A 21,500-nucleotide genomic window follows, 5' to 3' on the forward strand; every position below is an offset into this window, starting at 1 on the left:
ATGCAACGAGTAGCGTTAACAGAGGAATTACATTTTTCCAGAATTATACACGGTATGATGCGTCTGTCTGAATGGAATATGACCAAGGAAGAAAGACTTTCATTTATTGAACAGGTAATGGAATTGGAAATTACTACATTTGACCACGCAGACATCTACGGGAAATACCAGTGTGAGGAACTGTTTGGTGAGGCGGTTTCCCTTAAGCCTTCTATCCGTGAAAAAATGGAGATTATTACAAAGTGCGGCATTGTGCTGGAAGCGCCTAATCGCCCTTCACATAGAAGCCATCATTATGATACGAGCAAAAAACACATTGTGACTTCCGTTGAACAATCGCTAAAAAACCTGCATACAGATTACATCGATCTTCTATTGATTCACCGCCCCGATCCTTTAATGAACCCTGAGGAAGTGGCAGAAGCGTTTGATCAGCTAGTTAACGAAGGAAAAGTCCGGCATTTTGGCGTATCAAACTTTAAAAGAAGCCAATTAAAAATGCTGGAAACGTATGTATCACAGCCTCTTATTACGAATCAGATTGAGCTTAATCCATATAATTTAGAGAATTTTGAGGATGGGACTCTTGACCTTTCACTTGAAATGCAGGCTCCCCCAATGGCCTGGTCACCACTTGCAGGCGGTGAATTATTTAATGGAGAAAGTGAAAAAGCAAAAAGACTTCGAAAAGCACTAAATGAAGTCGGGGAAGAATTAAATATTAAAGCGGTGGATGAAGTCCTATACGCCTGGTTGTTAAATCATCCTTCATCGATTATGCCTATTGTTGGATCCGGAAAGGTTGAACGGATACAGACTGCTATTAACTCACTCAAACACAAGCTGACTCCTCACCACTGGTATCATATTTATCAGGCGTCTCTTGGTCATGAAGTGCCATAAGCATTCGCATAAAGTCCCTTCACCGAATAAAATAATGTTAGTTAATTATTATTGATTTATGATAAAATAAAATCATTATATTTTGATTGGGGGAATGTTCGATGGGGTTGTGATGCTTACCATTGGCAAGAATAATCGTCACTTAATTCATTGGGTACACTGGCTTGACTCAAGTGCCAATTGGGAAATTCATCAAATCAATTCATCACATTCTACTTATCAGAAGCGTGAGACGTAAGGGCTGGAAAAAGAATACTTTCATCCAGCTGGAATTGAACGAATAAGCTCCAATTGAGCCTTGTCAACTCATTTTTTCTTCTCAATAACATCACTGCGAAGAAATATTGGTTGTACATTTCATCATAATAGGAGGTGTGAGAGACATCCCCACGAACAGAGAACCTTCTCTTTGGGATTGTCTCAAATCATTGGAAATAGTCAATTTAATCATGGTCGCTGTTCTTATAGCACTAACAGCATTTTTTGTTGCTTCAGAATTTGCCATCGTTAAAATTCGAAGTTCACGACTGGATCAGCTGATAGCTGAGGGTAATACAAAAGCAATTGCTGCTAAAAAAGTGACGACAAATCTTGATGAGTATTTGTCAGCTTGTCAGCTGGGTATTACCGTAACCGCCCTTGGATTAGGCTGGTTGGGTGAACCCACAATAGCAGATCTGATTGCACCAGTCCTGGCTGATTGGGGTATTTCATCATCAATTACTCATTTGATTTCATTTGCCGTTGCCTTTTCGATCATTACATTTTTACATGTTGTAATTGGAGAATTAGCACCTAAGATTCTGGCCATTCAAAAAGCCGAGGCAGTTTCCCTGCTTCTTGCTAAGCCGCTTATACTATTTTACCGAATCATGTTCCCTTTTATTTGGTTCTTAAATGGCTCAGCAAGATTGTTTACCGGATTCTTTGGATTAAAGCCGGCTTCTGAACACGAACTTGCCCATTCAGAAGAAGAGCTGAGAATTATCTTATCTGAAAGCTTAAAAAGCGGTGAAATCAATCAATCAGAATACAGCTATGTGAATAAAATATTTGAATTTGATGAGCGCGTTGCAAAAGAAATTATGGTGCCCCGCACCGAAATAATTAGTGTGAACAGCGGCCTTACCTTACGTGAAGTATTCCAGGTTATGAAAGAAGAACAATATACACGCTATCCTGTAGTTGAGGATGGAGATAAAGACAATGTTATCGGAATGATAAACATGAAGGAACTGATGACATCGTTTATTGAAAATCAAGACTATGGCGACAGACTGGTTGCTGAATATACTCACCCCATCATTCAGGTTATTGACAGTATTCCCATTAATGAATTGCTGCTTAAGTTTCAAAAAGAACGCATGCACATGGGTATTTTACTGGATGAATACGGCGGGACATCAGGACTTGTGACCATGGAAGATATTATTGAGGAAATTGTCGGAGAAATTCAGGATGAATTCGACGAAGATGAAATTCCCGAGGTTCAAAAAGTAAATGAAAATCACTACATTCTGGACTCAAAGGTACTTGTGCAAAATGCCAACGATCTGCTAGGGATTGATATTGATGATGAAGATGTCGATACAATAGGCGGCTGGTTTATGACGCGTAACTTTGACGCAGAAATTGGTGATGAGCTTTATGAACAGGGTTATGTATTTAAAGTCAACGATGTAGACGGCTACCACATCCTCTACTTAGAAGTGTGGAAAATGTCTGAAGAAGAACAATCAACACTCGAAGAGACCCGGGCAAATGGGACAATTCAAACAAGAGAAGCTTAATTTCAAAAAGCTGGATGGTATCATTACATCCGGCTTTTTATATAAAAAAATCATTGCTAACCTTATAATAAAAAGGTAAAATATACGGGTAGAAAGTACAGTCTGGTTGTTTTTGATCTAAACGGATTAATGATCCGATTTTTTTATGATCAGTAATGCAAACGATTGCACAAATTGTCGGAGGTGCAGGTTTTTGGAAAAAATTTGGTGGAAAGAAGCTGTTGGTTATCAAATATATCCGAGAAGTTTTCAAGATTCCAATGGAGACGGAATCGGTGATTTACAAGGAATTATCCAGCGTTTAGATTATTTAAAGGAACTTGGAATAGATGTTATCTGGATTTGTCCTATGTACAAATCCCCTAATGACGACAATGGCTATGATATATCTGATTACCAGGATATCATGGATGACTTTGGAACAATGGAGGATTTTGAACAGCTGATGGATGAAGTCCATCAACGTGAAATGAAGCTGATTATTGATTTTGTTCCAAATCATACGAGTGATGAACACAACTGGTTTGTAGAATCCCGCTCCTCTATTGATAACCCTAAACGTGACTGGTATATCTGGCGTGAAGGCATTCGAAACAATCAAGGGAAAACGGTTGCTGAGCCAAACAATTGGGAAAGTATTTTTGGAGGCTCTGCGTGGGAATACGATGAAAAAACGGATCAATATTATCTGCATGTATTCTCGACTAAACAGCCCGACATTAATTGGGAAAATGCTGAGGCCCGGCAAGCAGTATACGATATGGTCAACTGGTGGCTTGAAAAAGGAATCGATGGTTTTAGAATTGATGCAGTGAGTCATATTAAAAAACGTCCCGGCTTCCCGGATATGCCAAACCCTAAAAAGAAAAAATACGTATCTTCTTTTGATATGCATATGAACCAGGAAGGAATCCAGCCATTTTTAGAAGAATTTAAGAACAAAACATATGGCAGCTATGATGTGATGACCGTTGGTGAAGCAAACGGTGTCTCAGTTGATGAGGCAGATCTGTGGGTCGGTGAAGAAAACGGAAAAATGGATATGATTTTTCAATTTGAACATTTGGGCTTATGGGATGCTGAAACAAATCTTGAGCTTGATATTATAGAGTTAAAAGACGTTCTGAGCCGATGGCAAACCGGTCTGGAGAATAACGGATGGAATGCCCTTTTTATCGAAAATCACGATAAACCGCGGGTGGTTTCCACCTGGGGTGATGATCACGAATTCTGGTATGAAAGTGCAACCTCTATGGCAGCCATGTACTTTCTTATGCAAGGTACCCCTTTTATCTATCAGGGACAGGAAATCGGCATGACGAACGTCCATTTTGAATCAATTGATGATTATGATGATGTATCAGCTAAAAATCTGTACCGTATTCGTACTGAGGAAGGCGTTCCGCATGACGATATTCTACGAATCCTGTGGGCGTCATCAAGAGATAACAGCCGCACCCCGATGCAATGGTCAGGTGAAGCAAACGGAGGCTTTACTTCCGGTACACCATGGATGAAGGTAAATCCTAATTACACTGATATTAATGTTTCGGATCAGCAAAAAGACGAACACTCCATTCTTTCTTTTTATAAAAAAATGATTCAGCTAAAAAAACATAATGATGTATTTACTTATGGCAAATATGAACTTCTATTGCCAAATCATCATCAGATTTTTGCTTATACCAGAACACTGAAAAAAGAACGGGTATTAATTATAACGAACCTCTCTAAAAAAGATGCGATCATGGAGGATTTTGATATTAAGGTTTCGAGCGAAAACCTTCTTCTTCAAAACCTCCAGGTTGCTGCTCATCAGGATGCTTCTACGCTTGTATTAAAACCTTATGAGGCGCGAGTGTATCATGTGTAGGAAAACTGTTATGTAAAGGCTCGGGGGCATACTAAACATAGACACGACAAAAGACCGGTTCATTTCCGCTGCAGGCGGACGCTTCCCGCTTTTTCACGCTGGAGTCGCCGCTTTCCGCTCCAATGAACCTAAGTGCTCAAAAAAATCTGCACAACAAAAAGAATGTCCTCAAATGTGGACATTCTTTTTGTAACTCAATGAGTTTTGTTTATGTTTTATTTCCCGAGTTTTCTGATTTCAATTGCCTTTGACCAACTTATTTCCCTGATCGCAATAAGCGTGGCATCAGCTTACAACGTTGCTCTAGACCCAAACGATGCTTGTCTGATAATCTTGTTAATGGGAAATAATTATAAAGATCATTTTTTTTGGAGGCCTTAACATGGAGTTGTACGATAATCTTAAACGAGGTGAGCGCGGTGCATGGATTAGTATCGGGGCCTATCTTGTTCTTGCAGCAATAAAGCTTGCCGTTGGCTATTTTACGGGTTCTGAAGCATTAAAAGCAGATGGACTGAATAATACTACAGATGTTATTGCATCTATTGCCGTTTTAATCGGGCTTAAGGTTTCACGAAAACCGCCGGATAAAGATCATCACTACGGGCATATGCGCGCAGAATCAATTGCATCCACTGTTGCGGCTTTTATTATGGCTGCCGTAGCCTTACAGGTTTTAACGCAGGCAGGTACCATCCTGTTTCAGGGCGGACACAGTGAGCCGCCTAGTCTTTTAGCGGCATGGGTTGCAATTGGAAGTGCTGTCGTAATGTTAGGCGTGTACCGATACAATATACGCTTATCAAAAGCCATTAGCAGCTCTTCTTTGTTTGCAGCTGCTCAGGACAACAAATCCGATGCACTCGTAAGTATTGGTGCAGCGGTTGGTATTATTGGAAGTGTCCTGGGTGTAACATGGCTTGACCCGCTGGCTGCTCTAATTGTAGGGTTAATCATTTTAAAGACAGCTATCGAGATTTTTAAAGACGCTACCCATACTCTTACAGACGGCTTCGATGAAGATGAAGTCAGAGAAATAACGGAGAGTGTTGAAGAAATTCCAGGTGTCCGTTCAGTAAAAGAAATAAAAGGACGTTCTCATGGCAATCTAACATTTATCGATTTAACGATTAAAGTAGATCCAGACCTGAATGTTATCGAAAGCCACGACATTACAGAAGAACTGGAAATGGCATTAAAAAACAGCCGTCCTCACACTAATATCCATGTCCATATAGAGCCGGATATCGAATAACGGAAAAGACGCTCCCCTTTTTTAGGCGTGCGTCTTTTTTATACGAAGTCCAGTGTTTGTTTAAATATGTAAAAACCATTAGTATATGCTTGGTTGTTTTTTTAAAAAAATGATAAAGTAAATAATAAAGTCATTTTAAAATCTGACAGATCCATTATTACTGGAAGAGTAGAAAACGGGATATATTTTCTCACATGCAACATATTCTCCTAGTAAGATACTGTTATAGAAAGAGTGGAGATGAATAAATGCAGGAATGGATTATGTCATTTATGGAACAGTATGGCTATTTGGGGATTTTCTTAATTATTGCACTGGAAAATTTATTTCCCCCTATTCCATCGGAAGTCATTTTGCCGTTTGGCGGTTTTATGACCACCAATACGGAATTAACAGTTGTAGGAGTAATCACCGCTTCTACCGCTGGGTCTGTTATTGGTGCTATGATTCTTTATGGCCTTGGATTACTGCTGGATGTAGAGCGTTTGGAAAAAATCATTGATCGGTACGGTAAAATATTACGAGTAAAAAAAGCTGATATACATAAAGCGGATGCCTGGTTTGATAAATATGGCATTTGGACAGTGTTCTTTTGCCGCATGGTCCCCCTTTTGCGAAGTTTAATCTCCATCCCGGCCGGTATGGCGAATATGCCTTTTCTATTATTTTTAGTCTTCACCACACTGGGTACAATCATCTGGAACACTCTTCTTGTTGTTGCTGGTGCTCAGCTGGGTGAATCGTGGGAGGATATAATCGAATTAATGGATGTATATTCCTTCGTTATTTATATCGCTCTAGGCATTCTCGCTGTTTTATTCATCATATGGTATGTACGCAAAAGCAAACAGCATGACGCCCACTAAGCCACAATAACTTAAGAATTACTATTATGGTGAAACATAAAGATTATTAAGCCCAAAGTATTATGAGGTAGAATGAGTCTGAAATGTTACGATGAGGTGAACGGAGCGGAAGGTGGCGACTCCTGCAGGATTTGACGAGGCTTGAGACCCCGCAAGGCGCAGCCTGAGGAGGGCTAAAGCAGAGTCCCTGCGGAAAGCGTCCGCCTGAAGCGCAGTGAACCGGTAAAAAGAGGGTGGGACATATTTGTCCCACCCTCTTTTTACTAAGTTTTTGCCTACATTTCATTAGGACGGGAATAAGTTAATCTTTAAAATTTGACAAAGCACATACAAAAAAAGTGCTTTTGCTTTATGCATAAACAATAATCATTAAGATGACGCCAAGTATTATGCGGTAAATGGCAAACGGTACAAGCTGTACCTTACTGATTAATGCCAGGAAGAATCGAATTGAAATCAAAGCAAATAAAAATGCACTAATAAATCCAGCAATAAAAAACGGAAGAGCTTCAGGGGTCATATACTCCCAGTTCTTATACAGAGATAGTCCGCTTGCTCCCATCATAATGGGTACCGCCATTATAAATGTAAAATCAGCTGATGCCCTGTGACTAATGCCTGCGATCACACCGCCTGAAATGGTTGAACCGGAACGGGAGAAACCGGGCCATAAAGCAATGCACTGAAATAATCCCATAATAAGCGCCTGTTTATAGCTCAACTGATCGACTGTATGAGTCACTCTTTTTTTGTTCATATGTAGCAAGTCTGCTGCGATCATCAAAAAAGAGCCGCCAATTAATCCGATTAGAACTGTCTCAATTGAAAATAAATGTTCATCAATAAAATCTTCAAATAAAAAACCAAGCACTGTAGCCGGAATCAATCCCACAATGACCATGGGAAGCCTTAACGATTGACCTTCGTTTTGTTTTTTTACGCCCTTCCGCTCTATTCCGATTAAGCTCCATAATCGATCCCAAAAAACAACTACTACAGCGAGTATGGAACCGAGCTGAACCACAATTTTAAAGGTATTCGCTACATCAGGCGAAAATAATTCTTTCGATTTCAGCCAAAGATCATCCACTATAATCATATGGCCTGTTGAAGAAACAGGCGCAAACTCCGTTAACCCTTCCACTATGCCGAGTATAATTGCTACAATAACTGCCCACCAGTCCATGTTCATCACCTGTACCTATTTATTTTTTATTACCCCTTAACAGACGTGAATGTTTAAAAAAAGTAACACGAGCGATGCACTCTTTAAAAAGTTTCTCTACCAGCATATGATTTGCTATGTCCTTACATGCACTTTTAGCTGCAGGCTGGTTCAAAGTGTATTAAATGACAAAAAGGATGTTCTCATGAACGTATTCATGAAAACATCCTTTATTTTTTGTGAATTATCATTTTGCTTTTTGAATTAATTATTGAGTGCTTGATGAAAAGCCTATTTATCGAGCAGTTACGGTAGAAGACAATTCACTCGCTACTCTTGTTACTTCATCAAACCCTGCTTGTTTAATTTGATCTGCACGATCAGGGTATTGGTTGTGACCTTCAATAATAACATCAGTTTGCTCAGAGATACCAAAGAATCCAAGTGCATTTTTAACAAAGTTTACACTCATTTCAAGGCCCTGCATGGCAGGTGCTGAATAATCTCCGCCTCTTGCATTAAGGATAATGGCTTTTTTATCTGTTAATAATCCCTGCGGTCCTTCGTTAGTATACTTGAATGTGTCACCTGCACGGAAAAGATAATCAAAATACGTATGCAGTACTGCAGGTACAGTAAAGTTCCACAATGGAAACGCGAACACTACCACATCCGCTGCTTTAAACCGGTCAAGATGACCATTGGCGATTCTTAAAACCTTATCTTCCGCCGGAGTCAAAGGTTCACTTTGAGCCGATTTAAATTGAGCTGAAAGAAAATCCTGTCCAATATAAGGGAGATCTTCGTTAAACAATTCAACTGTGTCAAGATTGATTTCTTTATTCTTTTTTATTTCTTCCAAAAATAATTCATACATGTGTGAAGAAACGGATGCATTCGATGGACGATTATTAGCTTTAACAACTAGTACATTCATTTTAAAAAAACTCCTTTAAAAGTGGCTTAGATAATCAAGAAATTATCTTGAATATGAGATAATTTTAAAGGGGTTCTTTGTTTATTGCAATAGATCTGCTCATGATTACTGCAAATGCTTGCGTTGCAACGTACGGCCATTGTGAACAAAACAAACGCTCTTATCATCGATAATCGTTTCAAGATGAACGGTTCTGCCCCATAAGCGGTATACATGTGGAAGCACTCGCTCCAGATAATTAACATCCAGCTCTATGCCCTCAAATTTATGCATTAAATAAAGTTCCCCATTCTTTAGATAATCCCCATCTTCGACCACAATATACGGGAACCCGCCATTAACTCTTGAGGAAACCAACTCGTCTCTTATGCCTTCCCACTGTTTATCCACAATACGGTAATCGCGGCCAGAACGCTGGAATAAAAACATATCTTCCTGTTCAACAAATTCCTTTGATAAGTAATTTCGGATAAAGGACTGGTCTGACTCCATTTCCCTGACCTCAAAAATTTTCGATCGCCCGCTGTTTGGTTTTACCCCATTCCTTATCGCGTCTTCATCAGGATTATTCCAGCGGTCTTCAATATGCTCAAATAATTTGATTCCTAAATAATAGGGATTGATCTGCGTTTTAGATGGCTGGACAACATTTGCATTCAAAGTGGCAAATTCAATTGATTCTCCACTTGTTAAATCAAGCTCGCGCATAATTTTTTGGTGCCAGTAAGATGCCCAGCCCTCATTCATTATTTTCGTTTCCAGCTGAGGCCAAAAATAAAGCATCTCCTCACGCACCATCGTCATAATATCCCGCTGCCACTCCTCCAGTTCACGACTATACTGCTGGATGAACAGCATGACATCTTTTTCGGGCTCCGGAGGGAATTTCTTTCTGCGCACCCGCGGTATATTCGATGTTTTTGATAACTCAGTCTCCATATTCCAAATATCATCGTAAGGAGATTTCTTTGTTTGTTTTACTTCAACCTCCCACTCGTCCACTTTCCAATCGAACGATGATCGATTAAATGATGGATCCACATGTTCTTCAATCGCTAATACAGCATCTAGAAATTCTTCCACTTCATGCTTCCCAATTTCTAATTCATAAGCCCGTATCCTTTCGGCTGTAGCGGTCATGCTGTTTACCATATCCCTTTTCGTCTGGCTGAAGCGAACATTATTTTTAAAAAAGTCACAATGGGCCAGTACGTGGGCTACAATTAATTTATTTTGGATTAATGAGTTAGTATCTAATAAAAATGCATAACAGGGATCCGAATTGATCACCAGTTCATAAATCTTACTCAGCCCAAGGTCATATTGAAGCTTCATACGGTGATATTGCTTTCCAAAGCTCCAATGAGAAAATCGCGTTGGCATCCCATAAGCTCCAAATGTATATAAAATAGATGCCGGGCAAATTTCATATCTCATTGGAAAGAAATCAAGCCCAAACCCTTTGGCAACCTCCGTAATCTCATCAATTGCTCTTAATAATTCTTTATCACTCATGTCCATCACGTCCCTTCCCTCCATAAAAATATATGTCGGAATCATAAGATCATGAATACACACCTTTATTTGTTTCTCATTAAATTCTAATGTTCCTATCCTTTTCTTCTCATCTTGACGCGATAAGATGAAATCAATAACAAATACAAAACAATTTGAGGAGGAAACAAAAATGAATAAAAAGATTTTGGTTGGAACAATCGCGAGTACAATTATTTTAGGCGGAGCGTTAGGAGCAGGTGCCATGACTGATAACTTTCGCACAGTAGGAATCAACACGGAGCAAACTGCTGCATCTAACACTTCTACTGAATCAAAAGTAATGACAATGGAAGAAGCAAAAAAACTTGCCCTGGCAGAATACAATGGTGTAATTGAGAGCATTGAACTCGATAAGGAATGGAGAAAAGATATTTACGAAATTGAAATTAAAGATGGGGTAATGGAATACGATATCGATCTGGATGCTGAAACCGGAGAATTTCTAAAGGTTAAAGAAGAAAAAGATGATGACGGAGATGACGATCGTTCTGAAGATGCAACAAACGTTAAGGAAGAAGATTTGATTACAGAAGAGAAAGCCATCGAAATTGCCACCAAAGAAGTTCCCGGAACGGTAAACAAGGTGGAACGTGACCACGATGATAATCGGGTAGAGTATGACATAGAAGTTCAAACTGATAAAGGTGAAACAGATATTGAAATTGATGCTGAAACCGGTGAAATCCTAAGCATTGATCACGATCGGGATTAATAAAATTTTTACCTCACACGCTTTTTCGAAAGCGTGTTTTTTTATGTTTTCGTAATGATCATTTTACTTTTTCCAAATTGTAAAAAGATGATCCAATGCCCCCATTTTTTCACTCATTTTTCCTAGAACGAAATATGGATTTTCGGCACATACTATTTATAACCTCTTTGAAAGGAGGATGTACAACATTTATGAACAATGATTACGATCGTACCCTGCTTTATCTTTACCGCCACTCCTGGGATGATATGCTGATACTAATGGTACGGACAAAAGATGATCTCCTTTCCAAAAAAATTAAATCGCTGCTAAAAGGAATTCATTATCCACAAGCACGAGAAACGACTGCCTATGATTACGCTGAATTATTTCGTTATTCAGAACACTGCGCTTCCATGTTCCGGTCAAAAGGTGCAAAAATACTGTAAGGAATCGATCTTCCATCCATTAACAAGATGATTGTTTTATGAATGGAAGATTTTTCATTATGTCCTTAATCGTTATGTGTAGCCAGACCATGCTTAACGGCATAAAGAGCGGCTTGGGTACGGTCTGAAACTTCCAGCTTAGTGAATACATTTGAGATATGTGTTTTTACTGTTTTTTCTGTTATATAAAGGGCACTGGCAATTTCCTTATTGCTTTTTCCTTTTGTAAGTTCAAGTAAAACATCCTTCTCCCGCCGCGTAAGCTTGTGAACCTCATGAGGTGAAGGGTCACTTTTATTAATACGGGCCAATAAATGATTTGTTGCTTTTGGATGCAATGTATTTTCACCGTTAACCAGCTTTCTGATTGATGCTACCAGTTCGTCCGGTTCGATATCTTTTAATTGATAACCAGCTGCCCCGGCTTCTATCGCAGGAATCACATGATCCTGATCAGAAAAACTTGTGAGCATCATGATTTCAGTTTTTGGAAAGCATTGTTTGATTTCACGGGTGGCCTGAATTCCATCCATCTCCGGCATAACCAAATCCATCAGTACAATATCGGGATGGAGCTCCTTGACCAGCTGAACTGCTTCACGCCCATTTTTAGCTTCCCCAACAATTTCAATATCTTTTTGTGTTTTCAAAAAAAAGACAAGCCCTCTTCTTACTACATGGTGGTCATCTGCAATTAATAATCTGATGCTCATTCATCTCCCCCCTAATATGGTAAAGAAACCCGGATCGCGGTTCCTTTTCCCGGCGCGCTGTCAACTTCAAAAGAACCCCCAAGCATCCGTGTGCGTTCCTGCATGCTGGTCATACCCACCGACGGGAGCGATCGAATATGCTCGGCATGAAATCCGCATCCTTTATCTTCTATCTTCAGTATAATTTCATTGGACAGTGCTTCTATAACGATCGACACTTTGTCGGTATTGGCATGTCTTTTGCAATTCGTTAACGCTTCCTGTGTAATGCGAAAAATTGATTCCTCTACCTTGGAAGGAAGGGACAGCACACCTTTTATATCTGTTGTTACTTCTAAGCCTAACACATCTCCATAACCCTTCACTGCTTCAATAATTCCCCCTTCCAGCCCTCGGGGACGCAGCTGCCAAATAAGCGCTCTCATTTCAGTCAGAGCTTCCTGAGCAAGGGATTGCAAACCAACGAATGTTTCTTTTACTTCCTCCTCGCCGGTCATTTCGACCCCTCCGCGTGCAGTGAGCGTCATGGAAAACAGCAGTTGATTCACAGAGTCATGCAAATCTCTGGCTAATCGGTTCCGTTCCTGCATTAAAGCAATTTCCTGTTCTTTTTTTGTTAATTGAATTCGTTTAATGGCCGATCCGATCTGAAATGCTGCGGACTCCAAAAGGGCAAGCTCATGCTCTTCAAATTCACTTCTGCCCGGCGTTGCCACATTAAGCAGGCCGAACCGCTCAGCCCCCGACTGCAGAGGAACAGTTGCATGATGCGTAATTCCTCCAGTCCCTTTCCGCTTGGTATCGATAGCATCTACAATCCGTTTACATTCTATAATATTAGATGCTTTTTTTAGGGCACCCTTTTTAAATCGATTTACACACCAGCATCCTCCTGCTTTCATAAAATGGCAGTTTTCCTCTACAAGTGCGTCAGGCAGGTCATTGTGTGCAAGTAAAGTGTGCCTGCCGTTGTCTTCAATGAAAAAAATCCATCCAGCTTGAAACGCTGTTCCAGCCAAAAATTTTTCCAGGGCGCCCTGCAGCATGGGTTCCAATTCTGTTTCTTCATTCAGCAATTCGGCAATTTCTTTTAAAATGATAACATCCGACGGGTCCTTCAAATTACCACCCCTATTCCTTTTTAGTATATCCATCAACACCCAAAATTGCATTCCCCTATTGTCTGAAGGAAGACTACGACTTATGAATGAAAAAAGATCTTAAAAAAATACAGCCCCCGCATTTGGGAGCTGTATGTTACGTTTTTAGCTACATTACTGACTTAACCTTGTCCATAAAGGCTTCTTTGATGCTCGTAAGTTTGTCTTTGCTGTCCTCAAGACTTTGTCCGACAACACTGAAATAAAACTTCACTTTAGGCTCAGTTCCGCTAGGACGCACGCACACCCATGAACCATCTTCTAAAAAGTACTTTAATACATTGGAAGGAGGAAGCAGGATATCTTCTTCTGTTCCTTGTGATGTAAGTAAGCGCTTTGAAGTGCCGTAGTCTTCTTGCGAATGAACAGCCAGTCCGGCAACTTCACGAATTGGATGCTCCCGGAAAGCAGTTAGAATGGACTGAATTTTATCTGCCCCATCTTTTCCTTTTAGCGTAAGGGATTCGAGTCCTTCACGGTAATACCCATGCTGCTCAAAAAGAGACAGAAGGACTTCATACATCGTATTCCCCTGCTGCTTATGGAAAGCAGCTGCTTCGACTGCTACCAGAGCCGCCTGAACAGCATCTTTGTCGCGTGCAAAATCTTTGACTAAATAGCCGTAGCTCTCTTCATAGCCAAATAGGAAAGTATGTTCTCCCGTTGCTTCATAATGTTTAATTTTTTCCCCGATAAACTTAAATCCGGTTAAGACATCTTCCGTCGATGCGCCATAATGCTCTGCTATTTTACGGCCAATTTCAGATGTGACGATTGTTTTAAAAACGCGTCCGTTTTCAGGCAATGTGCCTTTGTCTTTTTTTCTGCCAAGCAGGTAGTCAAGAAGAAGCGCACCAGTTTGATTTCCGGTAAGCAAAACATATTCCCCATCCGGGCCTTTAACGGCCAACCCAAGACGGTCGCCGTCCGGATCTGCTGTAATGAGAAGGTCTGCACCGATTTTTTTGCCATCCCGGATTGCATATTCAAATGCACCAGGTTCTTCGGGATTTGGTGATGCTACAGTCGGAAATTCAGAATCCGGCTGTTCCTGTTCTTTTACTATGTGAATATTTTCATACCCAAGTGCTTTTAGTCCACGCTGCACCATTTCATTTGAAGCACCATGCAGCGGAGAAAATACCACTTTAAGATCTGTTTCTTTCGCAAGCTGAGGTTTTTCCGAAACTGTAATCAGATGCTCAACATAAGAGTCATCTACTTCATGGGAAATCATTTTGATTAGCCCTGATTCTTTAAATTCTTCAATCGAACCCACCTGAATATCCAGCTCATTTGTAATGGCATTGATTTCTTCAATGACGGCATCTGCATCAGCTAAGTTAAGCTGTGCACCATCTTCCCCGTATACTTTAAAACCGTTATATTCAGGGGGATTATGACTGGCTGTAATCATGCCACCCATAAAAGTATGTAATGAACGAACGGCAAATGAAAGCTCAGGTGTGGATCGCAGCGATTCAAAGACATACGTTTGTATGCCGTGAGAAGCTAGTGTACGTGCAATTTCAATCGAGAATTCAGGCGATTTTCTTCTGCAGTCATAGGCTAATACAACACCTCTGGATTTCGCTTCGTCTCCGCGGTTAGAAATATAGCGTGCCAATCCTTCAGCCGCTTTGCGAACAGTATACACATTCATGCGGTTTGTGCCCGCCCCGATTTCCCCGCGCATGCCTCCGGTGCCAAATTCCAGGTTTTTGTAAAATGCATCTTCTTTCCCTTTTTCATTGTCCTTCATCTGTTGCAGTTCTGAATAGACTTCTTCATCCAATTGATCAAATGAAAACCATTTATCATAGGATACTTGATAGCTCATACTGTTCCCTCCCAAGGTTTCAACTAAGGACATGCCTTGCAATCTATTGTATCATGTTCCGAATTACTAGAGTTGGTTAATTATGCAAAAAAGACCTCAAAAGGCGGTTTCCCTTTTGAGGCTTTGTCCATTTATTTTTTATAGTTAATATTATAGATATCGTGTCTGCGGTCTTTAAGCTGGCGGACAGTTCCTCCCTGACGCTGGCGGCGAAGAATTTCCAGGTCAACGTCCCCTATCATAACCATTTCAAGGTTCGGATCTGTTTCACCGACAATGCCGTCGCGGGCGAATTCAAAATCAGACGGTGCAAATATCCCGGACTGGGCATATTGGATGTCCATGTTTTCTGTTTCAGGAAGATTGCCAACTGTTCCTGAAATAACCGTATAAATTTGATTTTCCACTGCCCGGGCCTGAGAACAGTATCGGACACGCAGATAGCCCTGGCGATCCTCTGTACAGAACGGAGTAAAAATGATTTTAGCGCCCATGTCTGTTGCAAGGCGTGCAAGTTCAGGAAACTCAATATCATAGCAAATCTGAATGGCAATTTTTCCGCAATCCGTATCAAAAACGCGTACGGTATCGCCTGCACTGATTCCCCACCATTTACGCTCGTTTGGCGTAATATGAAGCTTATATTGCTTTTCGATCGTGCCATCTCTTCGGAATAAATAAGCGATATTATAGATTTGATCGTCATCTTCTTTTACGAAGTGAGAACCCCCGATAATATTGACATTGTAACGGACAGCAAGATCGGTGAAAAGCTCAATATAGTCCTCTGTATAATTCGTCAGCTTGCGTACCGCCATACTTGGAGATTTCTCATTTAAAAAGGACATTAACTGCGTGGTGAAAATCTCCGGGAACACAACAAAGTCTGAATGCGCATCGGAAGCCACGTCTGTAAAATATTCTACCTGATTGGCGAAGTCTGTGAACGAATCAATTTGGCGCATCATGTATTGAACCACACATATTCGGACTGGATGGCTGGTTTTAAAATGTCTTTTTGATTTAGGTCGGTAATCCACATTGTTCCATTCCATCAGCGTTGCATATTTGTTCGACTGCTTATCATCCGGCAGATAATTTGGATTAATACGCATCAATGTAAATCCGTTCAGCAGCTGAAAAGATAATACAGGATCATAGACACGGTGCATCTGAACAGCATCTACATATTCCCTTGGAGACATTTCTTCCGAGTATTTATGATAATTGGGAATTCGTCCCCCGATAATAATGCTTTTTAAATTGTATTCTCTTGCAAGATCTCTTCTCGCTTCATATAAACGGTGCCCAACCTTCATGCGGCGGTATTCTGGATGTACCATAACCTCTATACCGTACAGGTTATAACCATCAGGATTATGATTAGTAATATATCCTTCATCGGTTACGTCATCCCATGTATGGCGGTCATCGTATTCATCGAAATTGATAATTAAGCCGGAGCATGAACCAATGATCTCCCCGTCCAGCTCAGCTACAAGCTGCCCATCAGGGAAAATATCTAAATGACTTTCCAGCTGTTCCACTTTCCATGGCTCCATTCCTGGAAAGCACATGCGCTGCATAGCAATAATCTTTTCTATATCAGGATGAATCATTCTTCTGATGATCATCTTTTTCTCAAATTGAGACAAATCTAATTTCTCTGACATCTGACTTTTCCACTCCTTCACAACGGTATATATCCCCGTATCCCCAAAGATATAAACCAATTACAGCCTTCTAATAGTATATCTCCTAAAAGAGGGTTTTAAAATGATAAAGCTTCTTCATTCAGGTTTAAATTTAAACGAAATATTTTTACAGGGGATCGATTTACAAAAATTCAAGCTCATTTGGCATTGTGCAGGGCTGCAACCTGCCAAAAAATAGACAAATACTATAAATAATTTCTTTAATCTATTAAACATCTCTTGTTTTATTTTGAATTAACTTTTACAATTTTGGAGAACATTCAAAGCTTTATAAATAGGAAAAGAGGCATCAAAATGAACAAGTCAATTGAAAATAAGCTATTCGCAGTATGGGCGACTTCGTTTGTTGCAGCCATGGGATCTCTTTATTTTTCCGAAATAAGGGGTTTCGAACCGTGCGAACTTTGCTGGTACCAGCGGATTTTTATGTACCCGATTGTCATTATACTTGCAGCAGCCATTATTAAGAAGGACGCAAAAGCAGCACTTTATTCGGCCATTTTATCCGGCATTGGCGGGCTGATCTCGATTTATCATTACAGCATACAGAAACTAGATTTTCTGTCAGACACAGCACCGGCATGCGGGAGAGTTCCCTGTACTGGTGAATACATCAACTTGCTTGGCTTTATTACTATTCCCTTTTTAGCCCTAACCGCATTTGTGATTATCTTCGTATTAAGCTTATCAATTCTGAAGCAACTGAAAGGAGCAGCATCACAATGAAAAAAATACTGATATTTGCAGCTGTTATTGTCGTGATCTTTGGAGCAATTGCTATTATTACGAACATGCAAAACGAATCAAAAACAGAGGGAAATCCTTACGGCAAAGAAGATCTTCACCCTTCCACAGTCGAACTGCTGGATGATCCCAATTATGAAAATCAGATCCTCCCTGATGATCTGGAGGCGAAGATAGAAAGCGGCGAACCAACCACCGTATACTTTTTCGCCCCGGATTGCCAGCACTGCTTAAAAACGACGCCAATGCTTTCCCCCTTAGCGGAAGACATGGATGTCGATATGGTGAAAATGAATCTTAGAGAATTTGATGTTTGGGATCAATACAATATTCAATCCACCCCTACACTTGTTCATTTTGAAGATGGAAAAGCGGTAGACGGCATTGTTGGATCAGCAAGTGAAAGCGACTACGAAGATTTCTTTAATCGGAATGTGAAACAATAAATAAAGAAAAACCTCTTCATTAAACTGAAGAGGTTTTTTTCAAAAGTAAAGGAGCGGCCACATGAGTAAAAATGCATTTTCTATTACCGTCACTGAATCGCTGGCAGGCCAAACCATTGAACAGGCGCTTAAGGAACAATGGGGGTTTAGCAAAAAACTGATCCATCAATGGCGCATGGATAAGGCGATTGATTTAAATGGAAGCTTAACACAGTGGAAAGCTACCCTGGCTGAAGGGGATAAGGTCACAATTAGGCTCTCCGGCGATGCTCCCACCTATAAGCCTGCTGATTTGGCTATCAAGCCATTATTTGAAGATGAGCATCTGCTTATTATTAATAAACCAGCCGGCATTGACACCCATCCGAATGATCTCTCATCGGATAATACACTGGTCAATGGAGCAGTCCATTATTTAATGCAAAAAGGTCATTCCGGTTATGCTCAGCCCATTCACAGGCTGGACCGGGATACAACAGGGGCCATTCTGCTTGCCAAGCATTCTGCTGTCAAGCCCTTGCTCGACCGCATGCTGGAACAGCGTTTAATTAAGAGAACGTACTGGGCGCTTGCAGAAGGTCATGTGAAAAAAAAGTCCGGGTCAATAAATGAACCCATCGGAAATGACAGACACCATAATACACGAAAAAGAGTGTCACCCAGTGGTCAGCGTGCAGTTACTCACTTTAAAACCATAACGCATTTAAAAAATCAGCCTTTATCATGGCTCGAGCTGCAGCTTGATACCGGCCGCACCCACCAAATTCGTGTGCATTTATCTTATATGGGACACCCTTTGGCTGGCGACGTTTTGTATGGCGGCAAAAAAACAACGAAGCACTCTGTGCAGGCACTTCATGCTGTGAGCATCTCATTGAAGCATCCTTTTACAAATGAGGAGCTGACGGTTGTTGCACCTGACAGCCATGATCCCCCAAGATTTCGTTCAAATTAAAAAAGCCGCTGCTAATTCCGGGTTAATGGAATGAACGGCGGCTTTGCCAATAAATCACCAGATTTTCAGTGACCCGATTGCTGCCCTGGTACTTTTACGGGTTATCTTGATCCAGCCAGTACCCAGGATGCAATTTCAAGTGTTCGTCTGGTCTGGTGCTTAACTGCTTCTTCTACATCCTCCTGCATATTTCCATCCTGATCGACCGTTACACTTGTGCCGTACGGATTACCTCCAGATGAAAAGGCCACTGGATCCGTATAGCCTGGCGCTGCAATAATCGCCCCCCAGTGCATCAGGGTTGTGTAAAGTGAAAGAATCGTTGACTCCTGTCCTCCGTGAGGGTTTTGAGCAGAGCTCATCGCACTGACAACCTTATTGGAAAGTTTGTTTTTAAACCAAAGACCGCCCGTTGTATCAATAAATGATCTCAACTGTGCCGGAATGCTACCGTATCTGGTCGGGGCACTGAAGATAATGGCATCAGCCCACTCCAGATCATGCAAGGTGACAATCGGGACATCCTTCGTATCCTCGTAATGTTCCTTCCATGCCGGGTTGCCGGCGATTGCTTCCTGTGGTGCTGTTTCCTCCGCCTTCAAAACCTTTACTTCAGCCCCTGCTTCTCTTGCTGCTGCTTCCGCCCATTTCGCCATCTTGTAATTGGTGCCTGTAGAGCTGTAATAAATAACCGCTAATTTAGTATTTGACATACGCGCATCTCTCCCTTAAGTTTATAAAACTAATACATTTACATATTCTGAATAAACTGCATACCATTTTATATTGCCCTGAATTAAGAATATTTAAACAAAAGATAGTTTTCATCTGATCGTGATGGTATTTCCCCTTTTGGGTTATACGAGGCACATATCCGGGCGAAAGATGCATAGAATAAAAGAATTTGTATCTTATTAGATGTTCATTACTAAACGTAAAGGCAGGGGAAATTATATGTTATTAATTATAAGCGGCAGCTCTAGAGAAAACGGCAATACGGAGTTTCTTGCAAAGGAAGCAGCGAAGGCGTACGACGGAGAAGTAGAGTGGATTCATTTACGAAATCAATCCATTTTGCAAATCGTGGATGAAAGACATACGGCAAATGGTTTTACTTCAGTTGAAGATGATCATCGGGATCTGATTAAAAAGATGGTTAAGGCGGATAGCATTTTGTTTGCTACACCTGTTTACTGGTATGGAATGAGCGGTTATATGAAGACCTTTGTAGATCGCTGGTCACAGGCGCTGAGAGATCCGGAATTAAATTTTAAAGAAGAAATGAAAAACAAACCGGCTTATGTTATCACCTGCGGCGGAGATAAAGTAAATCTAAAAGCACTTCCTCTAATCCAGCAATTTCAACTTATTTTCGAATTTATGGGGATGGATTTTAAGAACTATTTTATTGGAGAAGCAAGAAAACCGGGTGATATGGCAAAAGAAGCTGTTCAGCTAAATCAAATGGCCCATTTCTTCAAAAAATAAAAAATAGACAATAAACATGCCCCGGATAATTATCCGGGGTTTTTTTGTGGAATCGACTAAAATATGCTTTCCAAAATGGCCGGCGGCGCCTTCCTCTGCAATGAACCTATGATTAGAATTATTATGGAAAAGGAAACATTTATGTAAAGAAAAAAAGCTAGTTCCAAATATCAAGCTGACCTTCTATGTTAAAAGGACAATCTCTTGACTATGCTGAATTTCTATACTATATTAAACACTGCTTACTAAAAGTAACTAACCTATAATCAATTGTACTTATAAGGAGGAAAAATAGATGTCTATTACAACTCAAGAGCAAAATGTACTTTCTGTTATGCAGGAACGCCGTGCAACAAAGCAATATGATGCCAATGCAGAGATGTCGCGTGAAGAACTTATGGAATTACTGGAAATTACAGGGCAGGCTCCATCCGCCTGGAACCTTCAGCACTGGCAATTCCTTGCTTTTCATAATAAGGAATCGCAAGAGCGTCTGCTGCCGATCGCTTACAATCAGCAGCAAATTGTAGAAGCCTCTGCAGTAATTGCCATCTTAGGTGATGTACGGGCAAATGAAAACGTAGACCCGGTATTTGACCCGGCTGTTGAAGCTGGTCATATGTCTGAGGAAATTAAACAAGCACTGAACGGCCAAATACAAGGCGCTTATGAAAATGAACAATTTTCCCGTGATGCAGCTTTTACAAACGCTTCATTGGCAGCAATGCAGTTTATGCTGGCAGCAAAAGCAAAAGGCTGGGACACATGCCCGATTGGCGGATTTAATGCAACACAGCTGGTTGAGGAGTTCGATATTTCAGACCGTTACATTCCGGTTATGCTGATCACAGTCGGCAAAGGCTCAAAAGATGCCCGCCCTGCAGGCAGATTGGATATTAATGATTTAGTTTCATTTGTATAAAAAAATAAAAACAGCGTGAGGAGCATTCCTC

At 40.7% G+C, this 21,500-nt stretch carries 20 protein-coding genes; 12 read left to right on the plus strand and 8 right to left on the minus strand.

All coding sequences use genetic code 11. The features are described 5' to 3' along the window. From E2R51_RS06850 to E2R51_RS06870, 5 genes are all read left to right on the plus strand, one after another. The gene (locus E2R51_RS06850; RefSeq protein WP_133376250.1) at positions 1–903 is read left to right on the plus strand and encodes an aldo/keto reductase; all 903 of its coding nucleotides are present in this window, start codon (positions 1–3) and stop codon (positions 901–903) included. 428 nt (positions 904–1,331) lie between these two features. Continuing rightward, the gene (locus tag E2R51_RS06855) at positions 1,332–2,693 is read left to right on the plus strand and encodes a hemolysin family protein (RefSeq protein ID WP_133376365.1); all 1,362 of its coding nucleotides are present in this window, start codon (positions 1,332–1,334) and stop codon (positions 2,691–2,693) included. A 193-nt stretch (positions 2,694–2,886) separates the two neighbouring features. Beyond that, the gene (locus E2R51_RS06860; RefSeq protein WP_133376251.1) at positions 2,887–4,566 is read left to right on the plus strand and encodes a glycoside hydrolase family 13 protein; all 1,680 of its coding nucleotides are present in this window, start codon (positions 2,887–2,889) and stop codon (positions 4,564–4,566) included. Positions 4,567–4,948: 382 nt separating this feature from the next. Beyond that, positions 4,949–5,821: a cation diffusion facilitator family transporter gene (locus E2R51_RS06865; protein ID WP_133376252.1), complete on the plus strand. Its 873-nt coding sequence runs from the start codon at positions 4,949–4,951 to the stop codon at positions 5,819–5,821. Positions 5,822–6,069: 248 nt separating this feature from the next. Then, a complete protein-coding gene (locus E2R51_RS06870) occupies positions 6,070–6,687 on the plus strand; it encodes a DedA family protein (protein ID WP_133376253.1) in 618 nt (205 codons plus the stop codon). Between the two features lie 349 nt (positions 6,688–7,036). Here E2R51_RS06870 and E2R51_RS06875 read toward each other — a convergent pair whose 3' ends face one another. The 3 genes from E2R51_RS06875 to E2R51_RS06885 form a co-directional block, all read right to left on the minus strand. After that, the gene (locus E2R51_RS06875) at positions 7,037–7,873 is read right to left on the minus strand and encodes an undecaprenyl-diphosphate phosphatase (protein ID WP_133376254.1); all 837 of its coding nucleotides are present in this window, start codon (positions 7,871–7,873) and stop codon (positions 7,037–7,039) included. Positions 7,874–8,147: 274 nt separating this feature from the next. Further along, positions 8,148–8,789: an FMN-dependent NADH-azoreductase gene (locus tag E2R51_RS06880; RefSeq protein ID WP_133376255.1), complete on the minus strand. Its 642-nt coding sequence runs from the start codon at positions 8,787–8,789 to the stop codon at positions 8,148–8,150. A 105-nt stretch (positions 8,790–8,894) separates the two neighbouring features. Then, a complete protein-coding gene (locus E2R51_RS06885) occupies positions 8,895–10,313 on the minus strand; it encodes a SpoVR family protein (protein ID WP_483299910.1) in 1,419 nt (472 codons plus the stop codon). A gap of 163 nt (positions 10,314–10,476) precedes the next feature. On the opposite strand from E2R51_RS06885, the gene E2R51_RS06890 reads away from it, so the two are divergent. Both E2R51_RS06890 and E2R51_RS06895 read left to right on the plus strand, forming a co-directional pair. Continuing rightward, positions 10,477–11,058: a PepSY domain-containing protein gene (locus E2R51_RS06890; RefSeq protein ID WP_165967158.1), complete on the plus strand. Its 582-nt coding sequence runs from the start codon at positions 10,477–10,479 to the stop codon at positions 11,056–11,058. Positions 11,059–11,249: 191 nt separating this feature from the next. Further along, complete coding sequence (locus E2R51_RS06895; RefSeq protein ID WP_133376257.1) at positions 11,250–11,486, plus strand: YhdB family protein; 237 nt, start codon at positions 11,250–11,252, stop codon at positions 11,484–11,486. A gap of 65 nt (positions 11,487–11,551) precedes the next feature. On the opposite strand, the gene E2R51_RS06900 is transcribed toward E2R51_RS06895, so the two are convergent. From E2R51_RS06900 to E2R51_RS06915, 4 genes are all read right to left on the minus strand, one after another. Then, positions 11,552–12,199 (minus strand): response regulator, encoded by a 648-nt coding sequence (locus E2R51_RS06900; protein WP_133376258.1) that lies wholly within the window; start codon positions 12,197–12,199, stop codon positions 11,552–11,554. Between the two features lie 11 nt (positions 12,200–12,210). Further along, the gene (locus E2R51_RS06905) at positions 12,211–13,320 is read right to left on the minus strand and encodes a GAF domain-containing sensor histidine kinase (RefSeq protein ID WP_483299911.1); all 1,110 of its coding nucleotides are present in this window, start codon (positions 13,318–13,320) and stop codon (positions 12,211–12,213) included. Positions 13,321–13,468: 148 nt separating this feature from the next. Then, positions 13,469–15,199 carry a phospho-sugar mutase gene (locus E2R51_RS06910; RefSeq protein WP_133376259.1) on the minus strand — a complete coding sequence of 577 codons (1,731 nt, stop codon included), beginning with the start codon at positions 15,197–15,199 and terminating at the stop codon, positions 13,469–13,471. Positions 15,200–15,330: 131 nt separating this feature from the next. Next, positions 15,331–16,872, minus strand: coding sequence for a bifunctional GNAT family N-acetyltransferase/carbon-nitrogen hydrolase family protein (locus tag E2R51_RS06915; RefSeq protein ID WP_133376260.1), 1,542 nt, complete (start codon positions 16,870–16,872; stop codon positions 15,331–15,333). 336 nt (positions 16,873–17,208) lie between these two features. On the opposite strand from E2R51_RS06915, the gene E2R51_RS06920 reads away from it, so the two are divergent. From E2R51_RS06920 to E2R51_RS06930, 3 genes are all read left to right on the plus strand, one after another. Continuing rightward, positions 17,209–17,640 carry a disulfide oxidoreductase gene (locus E2R51_RS06920; RefSeq protein WP_133376261.1) on the plus strand — a complete coding sequence of 144 codons (432 nt, stop codon included), beginning with the start codon at positions 17,209–17,211 and terminating at the stop codon, positions 17,638–17,640. Beyond that, positions 17,637–18,104, plus strand: coding sequence for a thioredoxin family protein (locus tag E2R51_RS06925; protein ID WP_133376262.1), 468 nt, complete (start codon positions 17,637–17,639; stop codon positions 18,102–18,104). Before E2R51_RS06920 ends, E2R51_RS06925 begins: the two co-directional genes overlap by 4 nt. Before the next feature lie 61 nt (positions 18,105–18,165). Next, on the plus strand, positions 18,166–19,059 hold the full coding sequence (locus E2R51_RS06930; protein WP_133376263.1) for an RluA family pseudouridine synthase: 894 nt from the start codon (positions 18,166–18,168) through the stop codon (positions 19,057–19,059). Between the two features lie 101 nt (positions 19,060–19,160). Here E2R51_RS06930 and wrbA read toward each other — a convergent pair whose 3' ends face one another. Beyond that, on the minus strand, positions 19,161–19,772 hold the full coding sequence (gene wrbA / locus E2R51_RS06935) for an NAD(P)H:quinone oxidoreductase (RefSeq protein ID WP_133376264.1): 612 nt from the start codon (positions 19,770–19,772) through the stop codon (positions 19,161–19,163). Positions 19,773–20,013: 241 nt separating this feature from the next. On the opposite strand from wrbA, the gene E2R51_RS06940 reads away from it, so the two are divergent. Together E2R51_RS06940 and E2R51_RS06945 are read left to right on the plus strand one after the other, a co-directional pair. Beyond that, entirely contained in the window at positions 20,014–20,547 is a 534-nt protein-coding gene (locus E2R51_RS06940) for a flavodoxin family protein (RefSeq protein ID WP_133376265.1), read from the plus strand. Positions 20,548–20,842: 295 nt separating this feature from the next. After that, on the plus strand, positions 20,843–21,469 hold the full coding sequence (locus tag E2R51_RS06945) for a nitroreductase family protein (protein ID WP_133376266.1): 627 nt from the start codon (positions 20,843–20,845) through the stop codon (positions 21,467–21,469). The last annotated feature ends 31 nt before the right edge of the window (positions 21,470–21,500 follow it).

It is taken from the genome of Jeotgalibacillus sp. S-D1, assembly GCF_004358665.1.
Taxonomy (GTDB): Bacteria; Bacillota; Bacilli; order Bacillales; family Jeotgalibacillaceae; genus Jeotgalibacillus.

Excerpts from the sequence above, each read along its gene's own strand:
- E2R51_RS06850 (WP_133376250.1), top strand. The coding sequence starts at position 1 with ATGCAACGAGTAGCGTTAACAGAGGAATTACATTTTTCCAGAATTATA.
- E2R51_RS06865 (WP_133376252.1), top strand. The coding sequence starts at position 4,949 with ATGGAGTTGTACGATAATCTTAAACGAGGTGAGCGCGGTGCATGGATT.
- E2R51_RS06870 (WP_133376253.1), top strand. The coding sequence starts at position 6,070 with ATGCAGGAATGGATTATGTCATTTATGGAACAGTATGGCTATTTGGGG.
- E2R51_RS06875 (WP_133376254.1), bottom strand. The coding sequence starts at position 7,873 with ATGGACTGGTGGGCAGTTATTGTAGCAATTATACTCGGCATAGTGGAA.
- E2R51_RS06880 (WP_133376255.1), bottom strand. The coding sequence starts at position 8,789 with ATGAATGTACTAGTTGTTAAAGCTAATAATCGTCCATCGAATGCATCC.
- E2R51_RS06890 (WP_165967158.1), top strand. The coding sequence starts at position 10,477 with ATGAATAAAAAGATTTTGGTTGGAACAATCGCGAGTACAATTATTTTA.
- E2R51_RS06895 (WP_133376257.1), top strand. The coding sequence starts at position 11,250 with ATGAACAATGATTACGATCGTACCCTGCTTTATCTTTACCGCCACTCC.
- E2R51_RS06900 (WP_133376258.1), bottom strand. The coding sequence starts at position 12,199 with ATGAGCATCAGATTATTAATTGCAGATGACCACCATGTAGTAAGAAGA.
- E2R51_RS06910 (WP_133376259.1), bottom strand. The coding sequence starts at position 15,199 with ATGAGCTATCAAGTATCCTATGATAAATGGTTTTCATTTGATCAATTG.
- E2R51_RS06915 (WP_133376260.1), bottom strand. The coding sequence starts at position 16,872 with ATGTCAGAGAAATTAGATTTGTCTCAATTTGAGAAAAAGATGATCATC.
- E2R51_RS06920 (WP_133376261.1), top strand. The coding sequence starts at position 17,209 with ATGAACAAGTCAATTGAAAATAAGCTATTCGCAGTATGGGCGACTTCG.
- E2R51_RS06925 (WP_133376262.1), top strand. The coding sequence starts at position 17,637 with ATGAAAAAAATACTGATATTTGCAGCTGTTATTGTCGTGATCTTTGGA.
- E2R51_RS06930 (WP_133376263.1), top strand. The coding sequence starts at position 18,166 with ATGAGTAAAAATGCATTTTCTATTACCGTCACTGAATCGCTGGCAGGC.
- wrbA (WP_133376264.1), bottom strand. The coding sequence starts at position 19,772 with ATGTCAAATACTAAATTAGCGGTTATTTATTACAGCTCTACAGGCACC.
- E2R51_RS06940 (WP_133376265.1), top strand. The coding sequence starts at position 20,014 with ATGTTATTAATTATAAGCGGCAGCTCTAGAGAAAACGGCAATACGGAG.
- E2R51_RS06945 (WP_133376266.1), top strand. The coding sequence starts at position 20,843 with ATGTCTATTACAACTCAAGAGCAAAATGTACTTTCTGTTATGCAGGAA.